Origin of the sequence: Micrococcus sp. 2A (assembly GCF_039519235.1) — a bacterium.
GTDB lineage: Bacteria > Actinomycetota > Actinomycetes > Actinomycetales > Micrococcaceae > Micrococcus.
On record NZ_CP154351.1, the window covers coordinates 1,580,052 to 1,595,552 of the forward strand.

The following is a 15,501-nucleotide window of genomic DNA, read 5'->3' on the forward strand; positions in this document are numbered from 1 at the left end:
TCAGATCCAGGGCCGCGGCCGGACCGGCCGTCACGACCTGACCCACGACGACGGCGGGTCGCCCCCCCCCCCACACGGGAGGCGGCCCGCCGTCGTCGTGCCGGCCCGGGTCAGCGTGCGCGGATCAGCGTGCCCGCGGGTGCGCCGTGGCGTAGACCTCGCGCAGCGACTCGACGGTGACGAGCGTGTACACCTGCGTGGTGGTGACGGAGGCGTGGCCGAGCAGCTCCTGCACGACGCGCACGTCCGCGCCGCCGGCCAGCAGGTGTGTGGCGAAGCAGTGGCGCAGCGTGTGCGGGGAGACCTCGGCGTCGATCCCGGCGCGCTCCGCCGCTCGCTTCAGCACGGCCCATGCGGACTGCCGGGAGAGCCGCCCGCCGCGCCGGTTCACGAACAGCGCGGGCGAGGAGGCCGTCGCCCCGCCCACCATCGCGGGCCGGCCCCGCACGAGCCACGCCTCGAGGGCCTCGGACGCGTACGAGCCGACGGGCACCACGCGCTCCTTCGAGCCCTTGCCGAACAGGCGCACCACGGGCTGGCCGCCGTCGCCGTCCTCGACGCCCCTGAGCCCCACGACGTCGTCCACGTCCAGGCCGACGACCTCGGAGATGCGCGCTCCGGTGCCGTACAGGAACTCCAGCAGGGCGCGGTCGCGCAGCCCCGCCGGGGTGTCCACGGAGACGGACTCGAGCAGCGCGGTCACCTGCTCCACGGGCAGCGCCTTCGGGAGGCGGGCACCGGGCCGCGGGGGGTGGACGTCCCGCGCGGGGTCGGACTCGGTGATCCCCTCGAGCGCCCAGAACCGATGCAGGCCGCGCACCGCGGCGAGCACCCGCGCAGCCGAGCGCACCGCGAGGGGACGGCCGCCGTCGGCTCCGGAGCCGAGCGCCTGGAGGAAGCCGGAGACGTGCCCCGGCTCCACGGCGCGCGGCTCGCTGATGCCGTGTGCGTCCAGCCAGGCCCGGTAGCGCTCGAGGTCGCGCCGGTACGCGGCCAGCGTGTTCGCGGCCAGTCCCCGCTCGACGGCGAGGTGGTCCAGATGTCGCCGGATCGGGGCCGCGAGCGGCGAGGGTGCGTCGGGTTCGCGCCCGGTCTCGCCGGGCCCGCCCTGTCCCCCCGGGCCGCCGGCCGTCGTCGTCCTCGCCGCGTTCACGCGGGCCAGTCCGCCCCCGGGCCCTGCCGGTCCGGCACGAACGGGGCGTCCACGGGCCGCAGCCGCCGCCAGCCGCGCGCGCGGTGCGCCTGGAGGGCGAGCACGGCCACCACGGTGGAGGGGTTGTGCACCCGTCCGTCGAGGACGGCGTCGACGACCTCGTCCACGCCCACCCAGGCCAGCGGCATGGCGGCCTCCTCGTCGGTGCGGGCGAAGCGCTCCTCCTCCCCCACCTCGCGCACCTTCCGGGCGAGGAAAACGCGGATGGCCTCGGTGGAGCCGCCCGGGGTGGTGAAGTAGTCCACGAGGGTGTGCCACTCGTCGGCGCGCAGGTCCGCCTCCTCGTGCAGCTCGCGCACGGCGACCTCGTGGATCGCCTCGCCGTCCACGTCCCGCAGCCCGGCCGGGATCTCCCACAGCTCCATGCCCACGGGGTGCCGGTACTGCCGCACGAGGGCGACCTGCTCCTGCGGTCCGGCCCCGGTCATGGCGGTGCGCAGGGCCAGCACGGCGACGGCGCCGGGGTGCACCATGAGCTCGCGCGTGATCGGCTCGACCTCCTTCTCGGCCGGGTCCAGCCGGAAGGTCTCGCGGGCGATGTCCCACACGCGCCCCTCGAACACGGTCTTGGCCTTCTTCACCTTGCGCGGGACGTGCAGGTCGCGCAGCGGGGCGCGGCCCGCGGCGGCGGGGATCTCAGGCATCGTCGTCCTCCTCGTGGGTGCGGGATTCGAGCAGCTCTCGGGCGTGGGCCCGGGCGGCCGCGGAGTCCCCGTGGCCGGCCAGCATGCGGGCCAGCTCCTCGACGCGTTCCTCCTCGCTGAGGGTCACGACGTCGGAGACGGTCACGCCCGCTCCGGGATCCGAGTTCTTCTCCACGCGCACGTGGCGGTCCGCGTAGGCGGCCACCTGGGGCAGGTGGGTCACGGCGATCACCTGCACGTGGCGGGCCAGGCGGGCCAGGCGGGCGCCGATGCGCACGGCGGCCTCGCCGCCCACGCCGGCGTCGACCTCGTCGAAGACGAAGGTGGGCACCGGGTCCGTGGCGGCCAGGACGACCTCGAGCGCGAGCATCACGCGGCTCAGTTCGCCGCCCGAGGCGCCGCGGCCCAGTGGACGCGGCTCGGAGCCGGCGTGCGGGCGCAGCGCGAGGGCCACCTCCTCCGCGCCGTGCGGTCCGAGCTCCTCCCCGGGCAGGGGGGTGAGGCCCACGTGGAAGGACGCGTCTGGCATGAACAGGGCGTGCAGCTCCTCGGTGACGGCCGCCTCCAGCTGCTCGGCGGCGGCGGCGCGCAGGGCGCTGAGCTCCGCGGCGCGCTCGCGCAGGACGGCGTCCAGGCGGGCGAGCTCCGCGTCGAGCTCCTCGAGGCGGCCGGTGTCTCCCTGCAGCTCGTCGAGGCGCGGGCGCTGCGTCTCGGCCCACGCCACGACGTCCGTGAGCTCGGGCCCGTAGAGGCGCTGGAGACGGGTGAGCTCGGCCAGCCGGGACTGGGCGGCGTCGAGGTCTCCGGCGGCGTCGGCGTCGAGGTCGGCGCCGTAGCCCGCGAGGTCCCCGGCGATGTCCGTGAGCACGAGGGAGGCCTCGGCCAGGCGCGCCGCCGCGGCCTCGAGGTCCGCGTCCTTCCCGGGGGCGGCCGCCAGGGCCTGCCGGGCCGCCTCCACGAGAGCCACGGCCCCGGGGATCTCCTCGGCGGCGTCCACGTCGCCGCCCGTCAGGTGGGCATACGCGGTGCCGGAGGCGGCGCGCAGCTCCTCGACGTCCTCGAGGCGGCGGATCCGCGTCCGCAGCTCCTCGTCCTCCCCCGCGGCCGGCTGGGCGAGGTCGATCTCCTCGAGGGAGCGCTGCAGGGCCTCGGCCTCGCGGGCGCGCTCCTGCTGGTGGGTGCTGAGCTCGTCGCGTTCACGGCGGGCGGCGCTCCACGCCGCGTGGTCGCCGCGGTAAGCGGCGAGCACGGCCTGCAGCGGCGGCCCGCCGAACGCGTCGAGGGCGCGCCGCTGGGCCTGCGCGCTCTGCAGGCGCACCTGGTCGTTCTGGCCGTGCACGGCGACGAGCGTGGCGCCGATCTCGGAGAGCAGCCCCACAGGGACCGTGCGTCCTCCCGCGCTCGCGCGGGACCGGGTGCCGTCCCCGGACGCGGTCACGGAACGGCTGAGCACCAGGTCGCGCACCCCGGCCTCGTCCGCCTCGTCGACGACGGCACCGGCCCCCTCCGCGAGCGCCAGCGCCGCGTGCCCCTCGGGGACGCGGACCTCGGCGTCCACCGCGGCGCACCTGGCGCCGCGCCGGACCACGCCGGCGTCGGCCCGCGCGCCCAGCAGCAGGCCGAGCGCGGTGACCACCATGGTCTTGCCGGCGCCGGTCTCACCGGTGACGACGGTGAAGCCGGGGTCCAGCTCCACGCTGGCCTCCCCGATCACCCCGAGACCGGAGATGCGCAGGACGTCGATCACGAGCCCTCCTCCGAGCGGCGCCACGGGCGGCCCTCTTCCCGGTGCCGCCGCAGCTCCTCCGGGGAGAGCACGGGCAGGCTGGCGGTGGCCGGGGCGACGACCTCAGGACGCGGACCCGCGTGCCGCGGCTCGACCGTCTCCACGGCGTAGCCCGCGGCCGCGTCCCTCTCCTCGGCCGTCACAGGGCCACGCCACCCCTCGGTGGGCAGGCGGAACTTGCGCACGAGGCGCTCCGCGAAGGGGGTGGGGTTCAGCCGGGCCAGCCGCACCGGCTCCGCCGAGCGGGACACCTCGACCCGCGCCTGGGGCGGCAGCTCGACGGTGCGGCGGCCGTCGCACCACAGCACGCCGGTCTCCCGCGTGCGGGTCATGACGTCCACGGCGATCGTGCTGCGCGGGCCGACCACGCACGGCTTGGCGAAGAGGGCGTGGGCGCTGATGGGCACGAACAGCAGGGCCTCCACCCCGGGCCACACCACGGGACCGCCCGCGGAGAACGCGTAGGCGGTGGAGCCGGTCGGGGTGGCCAGGACGACACCGTCGCAGCCGAAGGCCGTCAGCGGCGAGTCGTCCACCGAGACGACGACCTCCAGCATGCGCTCCCGGTTCGACTTCTCGACGGAGGCCTCGTTCAGCGCCCACGTGCGGGCCACCTCATGCCCGTCCACCCGGACCACGACGTCGAGCGCCATCCGCTCGATGACCACGTACGCCTCGTCCGCGATCGCCTGGACCGTGCGGTGCAGGTCGGTGCGCTCCGACTCGGCGAGGAAGCCGACGTGGCCGAGGTTGACGGCGAGGAGCGGGACCCCGTGCCCGCGCACGAAGTCGGCGGCGCGCAGCACCGAGCCGTCGCCGCCGAGCACGAGTCCGAGGGCGACGTCGGTCAGCGCGCAGTCCACGCCGAGGGTGAGGGGCGCGAAGCCGTGCGGCTCGTCGGCCGCCTCACGGATGGCCCGGATGTCCTGCTCGAGCATCACGGTACTCAGGCCCTCGTCCGCGAGTGCCGCGGTGGCCTGGAGCGCCGCACTGATGGCGTCCTGCCGCCCGGTGTGGGCGAGCACGAGGACGCGGCGTGCGGGGTTCTGGGGCATGGTTCCTTCCGCGGGCGGACGGCGGGGTGGGGCGAGACGCGTCCGACCAGGATAACCAGGCGGGGCGGCCTCAGCCCCAGTCGACGGCCTGGGCGGTGCACAGCCGCTCCGCGTGCCCCGCCGCGTCGTCGGTGGAGGGCGAGGCGGCGGCGCGCAGGCGGAGGAAGAACTCCACGTTGCCGTCCTGGCCGGGCAGGCCCGAGCGGGCCACGCCGGTGGCCTCGAGCCCTGCGCGATGCGCCGCGGCCACCACGTCGGTCACCGCGCGCCGGCGCGCCGAGGGGTCCGTCACGACGCCGGTGCGCGGCAGCGCGGTCCGGCCCACCTCGAACTGGGGCTTCACCATGAGCAGCAGGTCGGCGTCGGGCGTGCACACGCCCGCGATGGCTCCCACCACGAGGCGCAGGGAGATGAAGGAGAGGTCGGAGACGACGAGCTCGACCGGCCCTCCCGTGTGCGCGGCCGTGAGATCGCGGACGTTCAGCCCCTCATGCACGGTCACCCGCTCGTCCGCCCGGATCTCGGCCGCCAGCTGGTCGTGGCCGACGTCGACGGCCACCACGGGGGCGGCCCCGCGTTCGAGGAGCACCTGGGTGAAGCCGCCCGTGGAGGCCCCAGCGTCCAGGGCGCGGCGCCCGGCGACCGCCACGTCCGGGAAGGCCGCGAGGGCGCTCACGAGCTTGTGGGCGGCACGGGACACGTACCGCGGGCCGTCGTCCACGAGGGCGAGCTCGACGCCGGGCCCCACGGGCTGGGCGGGACGGCGCACCGGCGTCCCGTCCGCCAGGACCTGGCCGGCGCGGATCAGGGCGGCGGCGTCCGTGCGGGAACGGGCGAGGCCCCGGGCGGCCAGGACGACGTCGGCGCGTCCGACCTCAGGCATCGGCCCCGAGCGCCTCGAGGAGGGCGGAGAGGTCCGCGACGATCCACGTGGGGCGGTCCCCCGCGGGCGCCGCTTCGGCCGTCGCACGCGTGTCGATGCCCGTGAGGACGAGGACGGTGTCGAAGCCGGCGGCGTTGCCCCCGCGGATGTCCGTGTCCAAGCGGTCTCCCACCACGAGGGGACGGGAGAGGCCGAGCGCGCGGGCAGCGCTGCGGAACAGGTGCGGCTCGGGCTTTCCGGCGGCCACAGGGGACGTGCCCGTCGCGTGGCCGACCGCCGCCACGAGAGCGCCGTTGCCGGGGGCGACGCCCTCGCCCCGGGGGATGGACCGGTCGAGGTTGGTCGCCACCCACGCGGCGCCGGCGTTGACGGCGTAGGCCGCCTCCGCGAGGTCCGACCACGCGAGGGACGGGTCGAAGCCCTGGATGACGGCATCCGGGTGCTCGGCCGCGGACTCCACGAGGGTGTGGCCGCGCTCGGCCACGACCTCCCGCAGGTATGGCGACCCGACGACGAGCACACGGCCGGCCTGAGACCCGAGCGTCTCCCCGAGCAGGTCGGCCCCCGCAACGGCGGAGCCGAAGACCTGGGACGGCTCGGCGGGGATGCCCAGCGCGGTGAGGTGCTCGGCGACCGCCTCGGGGGCGCGCGAGGCGTTGTTGGTGACGAACGCGACCGGGACACCCCGGTCCTGCAGGGTGGTCAGGGTCTCGACCGCACCCGGGATCGCGGCGCCGCCGGCGTAGACGACCCCGTCGAGGTCGCAGAGCAGGCCGTCGTGTCCGTGGAGCACACCGTGGGCCGTCATCGGGCGTGGCCCTCCGCCGCCGCACCGTCCTCCGAGGCCCGATCTGCCGCGGCGACCTCGGCCGAGGCGTCCGCCGGAGCGTCGAAGAGGGCCATCTGTTCCGGGTCGTGGTCGACGACGACCGAGGGAGCGGCCTCGTCGGTGTCCGCGGTATCGGGCACCGACGCCTCCTCGTGGGGGCTCGCGGGGCGAGGAGGACGGTCCTCGCGGCGGTCATCGGCGCGTCCGTGGCGGGCACCGCCCCGGTCGCCGGCCCGAGCACCCCGGTCGGGCTCCTCCGCCGGCTCCACCTCGATGTCCATGATCTCGGGCTCGGCGAACCCGCCGATGCCGAGCGCCTTCTCCGCCACACGGACGGAGCGCGCCCACAGGCGGGCCTCCTCGCGTCGGCCGAGGGCTGCCAGGACGTCGGCCTGCCGCTGGAAGAGGCGCGGAGAGAAGGGGTATCCGCGTCGGCGGTCCAGCTCGGGGATCTGGAGCGCGTCGTGGGCGCCCTGCAGGTCACCCAGGTCCTCGTGTACGCCGGAGACGACCATCACCAGCTCGACCCGGGCCTCACGGCTGAGCTCCGCGGGGTCGACCTCAGCGGCCAGCTGCAGCGCCTTGCCGAGACGGCCGAGGGCCCGCTCGCTGTCCACCTGCGCCGCGATGTGGGTGTCGTCGCCGGTCATGCGACGGTAGGTGCGGAACTCGCGCAGGGCGTCGCCGTACTCCCCCGCCGCGTAGGCGGTGAGCGCGACGGCCTCACGGACGCGGGAGAGGCGGCCGCCCTTGCGGGACGCGGCGAGGGCGTGCTGGAACGCCAGGGCCGGATCGTCCTCGAGGTAACGGCCGGCCATCACCAGGTGCTTGGCCACCCACTCCGCGGGGCGCTCGTCGAGGCCGCCGATCTCCTTGAGAGTGCCGCGGTCCAGCTCCTTGCCGGTCACATCGTGGTCGATGTCCGGGGAGCGCTCCTGGTCCACCCGGTTCGCGGCGCGCAGATCCCGGGGGTTGTGGGCAGGGCGCTGACGTTCGGCGTCCGGGCGGCGGCGGTCCTCGAACGGACGTCCGCCGCGGGCGTCACGGTCGCCCTGCCGCCGGGCTCCCTGAGGGGCACCGTCCCGGCGCCGCTCCCCCGCGCCGCCGCGGCGATCACCGAAGGAGGCGCGCCGCTCGCCACTGCCCGCACCGTCGCGCCGGCGATCATCGAAGGAGGACCGCCGATCGCCCGCCGCCTCGTCGCGGCGACGGTCGCCACCCCACGCGCGCCGCTCTCCGCCGCCGGCGTCGTCGCGACGACGGTCCCCGGAGAAGGCGCGACGCTGACCACCCCCGGCGTCATCCCGGCGGCGGTCCCCGCGTCCCGCCCCTGCCTGGGGAGAGCGAGAACGCTGACCGCCGTCGGAGGAGCGCTCCGGATGCCCACGGCCTCCGGAGGGTCGATCGCGGCGATCGTCTCGGGGGGTCTCCCCGCGGGGGGTGCCGTCTGCCATGTGGTGTCCTCTCTCCCCGCCGCCCCGTGGAAAGGGACGCATCGGGCGGTGCTCAATCCGCGCTCGTCCTCGAGGTCCGAGGCAACGCGAGGTCTGTCGTCCAGCGTAGTGGTGCAGAAACAGAAAAAGGCCCTGCACACTCGGTGCAGGGCCTTTTCCCTCTTCAAAAGATGTCCGGCGGCGACCTACTCTCCCACAACCTCCCGGTTGCAGTACCATCGGCGCTGTGGGCCTTAGCTTCCGGGTTCGGAATGGAACCGGGCGTTTCCCCCACGCTATGACCGCCGTAACCCTAACCCCACCTACACACCCAAACAGGCGCAGCGGGAAACCATCGGGTCACACAACAGTGACACACTCTTCAATTCTCAACCCCACCCCCCACAAGGAACAGGACCGGTTGCAATCAGACAACCGCACAGTGGACGCAAGCACCATCACCCCTCCCGCTTGAAGCAGCAGAAGGAACATGTGTGTAAAAATCATCGGCCTATTAGTACTGGTCAGCTCCACGAGTCTTCAGTCCTCGCTTCCACATCCAGCCTATCAACCCAGTGTTCTCGCTGGGGGCCTCACACCCTCAAGGGGCAAGGAAATCTCATCTCGAAGCCGGCTTCCCGCTTAGATGCTTTCAGCGGTTATCCATCCCGAACGTAGCTAATCAGCCATGCACCTGGCGGTACAACTGACATACCAGAGGTTCGTCCGTCCCGGTCCTCTCGTACTAAGGACAGACCTTCTCAAATTTCCAACGCGCGCAGAGGATAGGGACCGAACTGTCTCACGACGTTCTGAACCCAGCTCGCGTACCGCTTTAATGGGCGAACAGCCCAACCCTTGGGACCTACTCCAGCCCCAGGATGCGACGAGCCGACATCGAGGTGCCAAACCATGCCGTCGATATGGACTCTTGGGCAAGATCAGCCTGTTATCCCCGAGGTACCTTTTATCCGTTGAGCGACGGCCGTTCCACAACGAGCCGCCGGATCACTAGTCCCGACTTTCGTCCCTGCTCGAGCTGCCACTCTCACAGTCAAGCTCCCTTGTGCACTTGCACTCGACACCTGATTGCCAACCAGGCTGAGGGAACCTTTGGGCGCCTCCGTTACATTTTGGGAGGCAACCGCCCCAGTTAAACTACCCATCAGGCACTGTCCCTGACCCGGATCACGGGCCGAAGTTAGATATCCAGAGTGACCAGAGTGGTATTTCAACGATGACTCCACGAACACTGGCGTGCCCGCTTCAAAGTCTCCCACCTATCCTACACAAGCCACACCGAACACCAATACCAAACTATAGTAAAGGTCACGGGGTCTTTCCGTCCTTCTGCGCGTAACGAGCATCTTTACTCGTAATGCAATTTCGCCGAGTTCACGGTTGAGACAGCGGGGAAGTCGTTACTCCATTCGTGCAGGTCGGAACTTACCCGACAAGGAATTTCGCTACCTTAGGATGGTTATAGTTACCACCGCCGTTTACTGGGGCTTAAATTCTCCGCTTCGCCGAAGCTAACGGGTCCTCTTAACCTTCCAGCACCGGGCAGGAGTCAGTCCGTATACATCGTCTTACGACTTCGCACGGACCTGTGTTTTTGATAAACAGTCGCTTCCCCCTGGTCTCTGCGGCCCCGATCCCCTCACACCAGCAAGTGATGCTCAAGGTTGAGGCCCCCCTTCTCCCGAAGTTACGGGGGCATTTTGCCGAGTTCCTTAACCATGATTCTCTCGATCGCCTTAGTATTCTCTACCTGACTACCTGTGTCGGTTTAGGGTACGGGCAGTTTGAACCTCGCGCCGATGCTTTTCTAGGCAGCATAGGATCACCGGATCACCCACCAAGTGGGCGCCCATCAGGTCTCAAGCACAAAGCTGGCGGATTTACCTACCAGCAGCCCTACACCCTTAGACCAGGTCGATTCCATTGCCTGGCCCGGCTACCTTCCTGCGTCACACCTGTTAATACGCTTGCCTCCCCGGTTCAGGTCCCGCGCTCCCCACCACCATCCTGATCAAAGACCAGGTTTGGGATGGTTCGGGCGGTTAGTATCACCGGCTCAGCAGGGACGGTTCTTCACTGGTACGGGAATATCAACCCGTTGTCCATCGACTACGCCTGTCGGCCTCGCCTTAGGTCCCGACTTACCCAGGGCAGATTAGCTTGACCCTGGAACCCTTAGTCATCCGGCGGACGGGTTTCTCACCCGTCTTTCGCTACTCATGCCTGCATTCTCACTCGTCCACAATCCACCAGAAATCACTCGCTGGCTTCACCTCGTGAACGACGCTCCCCTACCCATCCAACAAAAGCTGAATGCCACGGTTTCGGCGGTGTACTTGAGCCCCGCTACATTGTCGGCGCGGAATCACTTGACCAGTGAGCTATTACGCACTCTTTCAAGGGTGGCTGCTTCTAAGCCAACCTCCTGGTTGTCTCAGCAACTCCACATCCTTTCCCACTTAGCACACGCTTAGGGGCCTTAACCGGTGGTCTGGGCTGTTTCCCTCTCGACTATGAAGCTTATCCCCCACAGTCTCACTGCCACGCTCTCACTTCCCGGCATTCGGAGTTTGGCTGAAGTCAGTAACCTTGTAGGGCCCATCGTCCATCCAGTAGCTCTACCTCCGGGAAGAAACACGTGACGCTGCACCTAAATGCATTTCGGGGAGAACCAGCTATCACGGAGTTTGATTGGCCTTTCACCCCTACCCACAGCTCATCCCCTCCATTTTCAACTGAAGTGGGTTCGGTCCTCCACGCGCTCTTACACGCGCTTCAACCTGGCCATGGGTAGATCACTCCGCTTCGGGTCTAGGACACGCGACTCAATCGCCCTATTCAGACTCGCTTTCGCTACGGCTTCCCCACACGGGTTAACCTCGCCACGTATCACTAACTCGCAGGCTCATTCTTCAAAAGGCACGCCGTCACCCCTACAAGGAGGCTCCGACGGTTTGTAGGCACATGGTTTCAGGTACTATTTCACTCCCCTCCCGGGGTACTTTTCACCATTCCCTCACGGTACTTATCCGCTATCGGTCAACAGGTAGTATTCAGGCTTACCAGGTGGTCCTGGCAGATTCACACGGGATTTCTCGGGCCCCGTGCTACTCGGGCAACCCTCCAACGGCGGCGGAATGCATTTCGACTACGGGACTCTCACCCTCTACGGTCCGCCATCCAAAGCGGTTCGTCTATACACCCGCACCTCACCGCGCCATGCCGGCAGACATGACAAGGAGGGGCCCACAACACCGCACATGCAACCCCTGCCGGGTATCACACACATACGGTTTAGCCCCATCCGCGTTCGCTCGCCACTACTAACGGAATCACTTTTGTTTTCTCTTCCTGTGGGTACTGAGATGTTTCACTTCCCCACGTTCCCTCCAACCCGTCTATGTGTTCAACGGGCGGTCACACGACACGTCGTGCGGGGTTTCCCCATTCGGAAATCCTGGTCTCAACGTCCGGTTATCGACTCCACCAGGCTTATCGCAGATTCCCACGTCCTTCTTCGGCTCCTGTTGCCAAGGCATCCACCATGCGCCCTTAGAAACTTTCACACACATGAAAGCCCTAAAATGAGCAAATATAACTAAGATGTCATTCTCGGCGTCACCACACCTCACACCACGTCCCCAGGGGGAAACACGGCGATCAACAGTGCAGCAACAAAAATAAGATGCTCGCGTCCACTATGCAGTTCTCAAACAACAACCCCCACACCCGCTCACCACACCACAACGATGCGACTCACCAAGCAAGGGAAACAGAAACAACACCACCCAACAACCCCAAAAGGCTGCCAGGCGCCTGCTGTCCCAGGACCCAACAGTGTGCCAACACCAGAAACCATCACCAGCCCCAACCATTCCAACCAGCTGCAAACAGCCGGCGTACTCAGCCAGAACCAGGACACTCCCCAGCACCATTCGTTGATGTTCCACCCATGAGCAACCCGCCATCACACACGCGGTGATGCAACGGGCACTAATGCTCCTTAGAAAGGAGGTGATCCAGCCGCACCTTCCGGTACGGCTACCTTGTTACGACTTAGTCCCAATCGATGGTCCCACCTTCGACGGCTCCCTCCACAAGGGTTAGGCCACCGGCTTCGGGTGTTACCGACTTTCGTGACTTGACGGGCGGTGTGTACAAGGCCCGGGAACGTATTCACCGCAGCGTTGCTGATCTGCGATTACTAGCGACTCCGACTTCATGGGGTCGAGTTGCAGACCCCAATCCGAACTGAGACCGGCTTTTTGGGATTAGCTCCACCTCACAGTATCGCAACCCATTGTACCGGCCATTGTAGCATGCGTGAAGCCCAAGACATAAGGGGCATGATGATTTGACGTCGTCCCCACCTTCCTCCGAGTTGACCCCGGCAGTCTCCCATGAGTCCCCACCCGAAGTGCTGGCAACATGGAACGAGGGTTGCGCTCGTTGCGGGACTTAACCCAACATCTCACGACACGAGCTGACGACAACCATGCACCACCTGTGAACCCGCCCCAAAGGGGAAACCGTATCTCTACGGCGATCGAGAACATGTCAAGCCTTGGTAAGGTTCTTCGCGTTGCATCGAATTAATCCGCATGCTCCGCCGCTTGTGCGGGCCCCCGTCAATTCCTTTGAGTTTTAGCCTTGCGGCCGTACTCCCCAGGCGGGGCACTTAATGCGTTAGCTGCGGCGCGGAAAACGTGGAATGTTCCCCACACCTAGTGCCCAACGTTTACGGCATGGACTACCAGGGTATCTAATCCTGTTCGCTCCCCATGCTTTCGCTCCTCAGCGTCAGTTACAGCCCAGAGACCTGCCTTCGCCATCGGTGTTCCTCCTGATATCTGCGCATTCCACCGCTACACCAGGAATTCCAGTCTCCCCTACTGCACTCTAGTCTGCCCGTACCCACCGCAGATCCGGGGTTAAGCCCCGGACTTTCACGACAGACGCGACAAACCGCCTACGAGCTCTTTACGCCCAATAATTCCGGATAACGCTCGCACCCTACGTATTACCGCGGCTGCTGGCACGTAGTTAGCCGGTGCTTCTTCTGCAGGTACCGTCACTTTCGCTTCTTCCCTACTGAAAGAGGTTTACAACCCGAAGGCCGTCATCCCTCACGCGGCGTCGCTGCATCAGGCTTTCGCCCATTGTGCAATATTCCCCACTGCTGCCTCCCGTAGGAGTCTGGGCCGTGTCTCAGTCCCAGTGTGGCCGGTCACCCTCTCAGGCCGGCTACCCGTCGTCGCCTTGGTGAGCCATTACCTCACCAACAAGCTGATAGGCCGCGAGTCCATCCATGACCGAAATTCTTTCCAACATCCACCATGCGGTAGACGTTCCTATCCAGTATTAGACCCAGTTTCCCGGGCTTATCCTAGAGTCAAGGGCAGGTTACTCACGTGTTACTCACCCGTTCGCCACTAATCCACCCAGCAAGCTGGGCTTCATCGTTCGACTTGCATGTGTTAAGCACGCCGCCAGCGTTCATCCTGAGCCAGGATCAAACTCTCCGTAAAAAAATTACAGAACGACCTCACAACACCCGGAAATAAGTGTCATGACATCAATTCAATCGCTGGCAGACCACCACCACTCACACGGGGGTGCGGGGTGTATGGTCAACCAATGTGTTAAAACAATTGGCATCAACAAACTTGGCACACTATTGAGTTCTCAAACAACAGGCGCTTCCAGACTCACCATCCCGCCTCGCGGAACGTTTCGCTCTGGAGCAACTTCTCCATCCTAGACCATCCGATCAGACCCTGTCAACCCCGTTTCCGAAGTCTTCAGCAGCTGTTCACGTGATCCGGCTTCGCAACCTTACCACACGATCAGTTCCTGTCAACTCCGTCATTCGACGTCGTCACCCAGTGAAAATTCATGAAGAAGGCTACAAAAGCCTACCACACGATCACCAGCAGTCAAACCAGATCATCTCTTCAGGAATACCAGCATCCCCTCACAGGAACACTGCACACTGTGTGAGCACATCCGCCCTGGACCTGCCATTCTCGGCAAGAATCCGCGGATTCCATGTTCTTCACCCGGCCGTCCGATTCCTCGAACCGCGCCTCAGCACGAGATGGAACTCTACACACACCACGACCCCCACGCAAAATCGGGTGTTCATCGGCATGCGAGAGGCCCCGTCTTCCGCAGGATCCTGCGGAGGACGGGGCCTCGGGTCTCTGCCGGCAGGACGCTGGCGGCAGAGGCAGCGGCTGTGACGCCGCCCTCACTCACCGCGCGGTCAGATCCGCGCCGGCCATGTTCTTCTTGCCCCGTCGCACCAGGAGGTAGCGACCCGCGAGGGCGTCGGCCGCGCCGAACCTCTGCTCCGCGTCCGTCATCCGCACGTTGTTCACGGACGCGCCGCCCGCCTTGATGGTGCGCCGTGCCTCGGACGTCGAGGAGGCGAGGCCGGTGGAGACGAGCAGCTCGACCGCCGTCGCCGTGCCGGCCTCTCCCTGCCACTGCGCGGGATCCGCCTGGGGCAGCTCGGAGAGGACCGCGGCCAGCGTCTCCCCGTCCACGGTGGAGAGGTCCCCTCCCCCGAACACGGCCGCGGACGCGTCGATGACCTTCTGGGTCGCGTCCTCCCCGTGGGCCAGGGCGGTGACCTCCCACGCGAGCCGCTTCTGCGCCTCCCGGCGGAACGGCTCCTCGGACACCTTCCGCTCGTACTCCTCGATCTCGGCACGGGTGAGGAAGGTGAACACCTTCAGCCGGGAGACCACGTCGGCGTCTGCGGTGTTGAGCCAGAACTGGTAGAACGCGTAGGGCGAGCACATCTCCGGGTTCAGCCACACGGCGTTCCCCTCGGACTTGCCGAACTTCGTGCCGTCCGCGTTCGTGATCAGCGGGGTGCCAAGGGCGTGCACGTGCGCACCCTCCACCTTGCGGATCAGCTCCGTGCCCGAGGTGAGGTTGCCCCACTGGTCCGAGCCTCCCGACTGCAGGCGCACCCCGTGGCGGCGGTACAGCTCGAGGAAGTCGTTGCCCTGGAGCACCTGGTAGGAGAACTCGGTGTAGGAGATCCCCTCCTCCGAGTGGAGGCGCTTGGCCACGATCTCCTTCTTGACCATGGTGCCCACGCGGAAGTTCTTGCCCACCTCGCGCAGGAAGTCGAGCGCGCTCAGCTGGGAGGTCCACTCGAGGTTGTTGACCATCGTGGCGGCGTTGTCCTCCTCGAAGGACAGGTAGGGCTCGATCTGCGCCCGCAGCGAGTCCACCCACGCGTCCACTGTCTCGCGCGTGTTCAGCACGCGCTCGGAGGTCTGCCGGGGATCGCCGATGAGGCCGGTGGCACCGCCGACCAGGGCGACGGGGCGGTGGCCGGCCAGCTGCAGGCGGCGCATGAGCAGCAGCTGGACCAGGTGGCCCAGGTGCAGGGACGCCGCCGTGGGGTCGAACCCGCAGTAGTACGAGATCGGCTCCCCGGCCAGCGCCTCCTCGAGGGCGGCCTCGTCTGTGGAGACGTGGACGAGCCCGCGCCAGCGCAGCTCCTGCCACACGTTCTCGAAGGAGGGATCGTTGGCCTGCTCCCGCAGGCGCTGGGCACGGTTCACGGTCGATTCAGCCACGCCGCCACCCTACCGACGTCCCGCTCCCCCGCGACGGCG

8 protein-coding genes and 3 rRNA genes are annotated in these 15,501 nt (G+C 67.6%); all 11 read right to left on the reverse strand.

Features of this window, described 5'->3' with window-relative positions; translation table 11 throughout:
* Positions 1–124 precede the first annotated feature (124 nt).
* Complete coding sequence (xerD, locus tag AAG742_RS07245; protein WP_298711431.1) at positions 125–1,051, reverse strand: site-specific tyrosine recombinase XerD; 927 nt, start codon at positions 1,049–1,051, stop codon at positions 125–127.
* A 98-nt stretch (positions 1,052–1,149) separates the two neighbouring features.
* On the reverse strand, positions 1,150–1,857 hold the full coding sequence (locus AAG742_RS07250) for an NUDIX hydrolase (protein ID WP_298711390.1): 708 nt from the start codon (positions 1,855–1,857) through the stop codon (positions 1,150–1,152).
* Positions 1,850–3,604 carry a DNA repair protein RecN gene (recN, locus tag AAG742_RS07255; protein WP_298711393.1) on the reverse strand — a complete coding sequence of 585 codons (1,755 nt, stop codon included), beginning with the start codon at positions 3,602–3,604 and terminating at the stop codon, positions 1,850–1,852. The genes AAG742_RS07250 and recN overlap by 8 nt, the downstream gene beginning before the upstream one ends.
* On the reverse strand, positions 3,601–4,698 hold the full coding sequence (locus tag AAG742_RS07260) for an NAD kinase (RefSeq protein WP_298711396.1): 1,098 nt from the start codon (positions 4,696–4,698) through the stop codon (positions 3,601–3,603). The genes recN and AAG742_RS07260 overlap by 4 nt, the downstream gene beginning before the upstream one ends.
* 70 nt (positions 4,699–4,768) lie before the next feature.
* Entirely contained in the window at positions 4,769–5,581 is an 813-nt protein-coding gene (locus AAG742_RS07265; RefSeq protein ID WP_298711400.1) for a TlyA family RNA methyltransferase, read from the reverse strand.
* Positions 5,574–6,389 (reverse strand): HAD-IIA family hydrolase, encoded by an 816-nt coding sequence (locus AAG742_RS07270; RefSeq protein ID WP_298711403.1) that lies wholly within the window; start codon positions 6,387–6,389, stop codon positions 5,574–5,576. The genes AAG742_RS07265 and AAG742_RS07270 overlap by 8 nt, the downstream gene beginning before the upstream one ends.
* Positions 6,386–7,354 carry a hypothetical protein gene (locus tag AAG742_RS07275; RefSeq protein WP_298711405.1) on the reverse strand — a complete coding sequence of 323 codons (969 nt, stop codon included), beginning with the start codon at positions 7,352–7,354 and terminating at the stop codon, positions 6,386–6,388. The genes AAG742_RS07270 and AAG742_RS07275 overlap by 4 nt, the downstream gene beginning before the upstream one ends.
* Before the next feature lie 682 nt (positions 7,355–8,036).
* Positions 8,037–8,153 (reverse strand): 5S ribosomal RNA (rrf, locus tag AAG742_RS07280).
* A gap of 184 nt (positions 8,154–8,337) precedes the next feature.
* Positions 8,338–11,430, reverse strand: a 23S ribosomal RNA gene (locus AAG742_RS07285).
* Between the two features lie 441 nt (positions 11,431–11,871).
* Positions 11,872–13,392, reverse strand: a 16S ribosomal RNA gene (locus AAG742_RS07290).
* Together the 16S, 23S and 5S rRNA genes form the textbook arrangement of a ribosomal RNA operon.
* Before the next feature lie 726 nt (positions 13,393–14,118).
* On the reverse strand, positions 14,119–15,462 hold the full coding sequence (gene tyrS / locus AAG742_RS07295) for a tyrosine--tRNA ligase (RefSeq protein ID WP_298713699.1): 1,344 nt from the start codon (positions 15,460–15,462) through the stop codon (positions 14,119–14,121).
* Between the last annotated feature and the right edge of the window lie 39 nt (positions 15,463–15,501).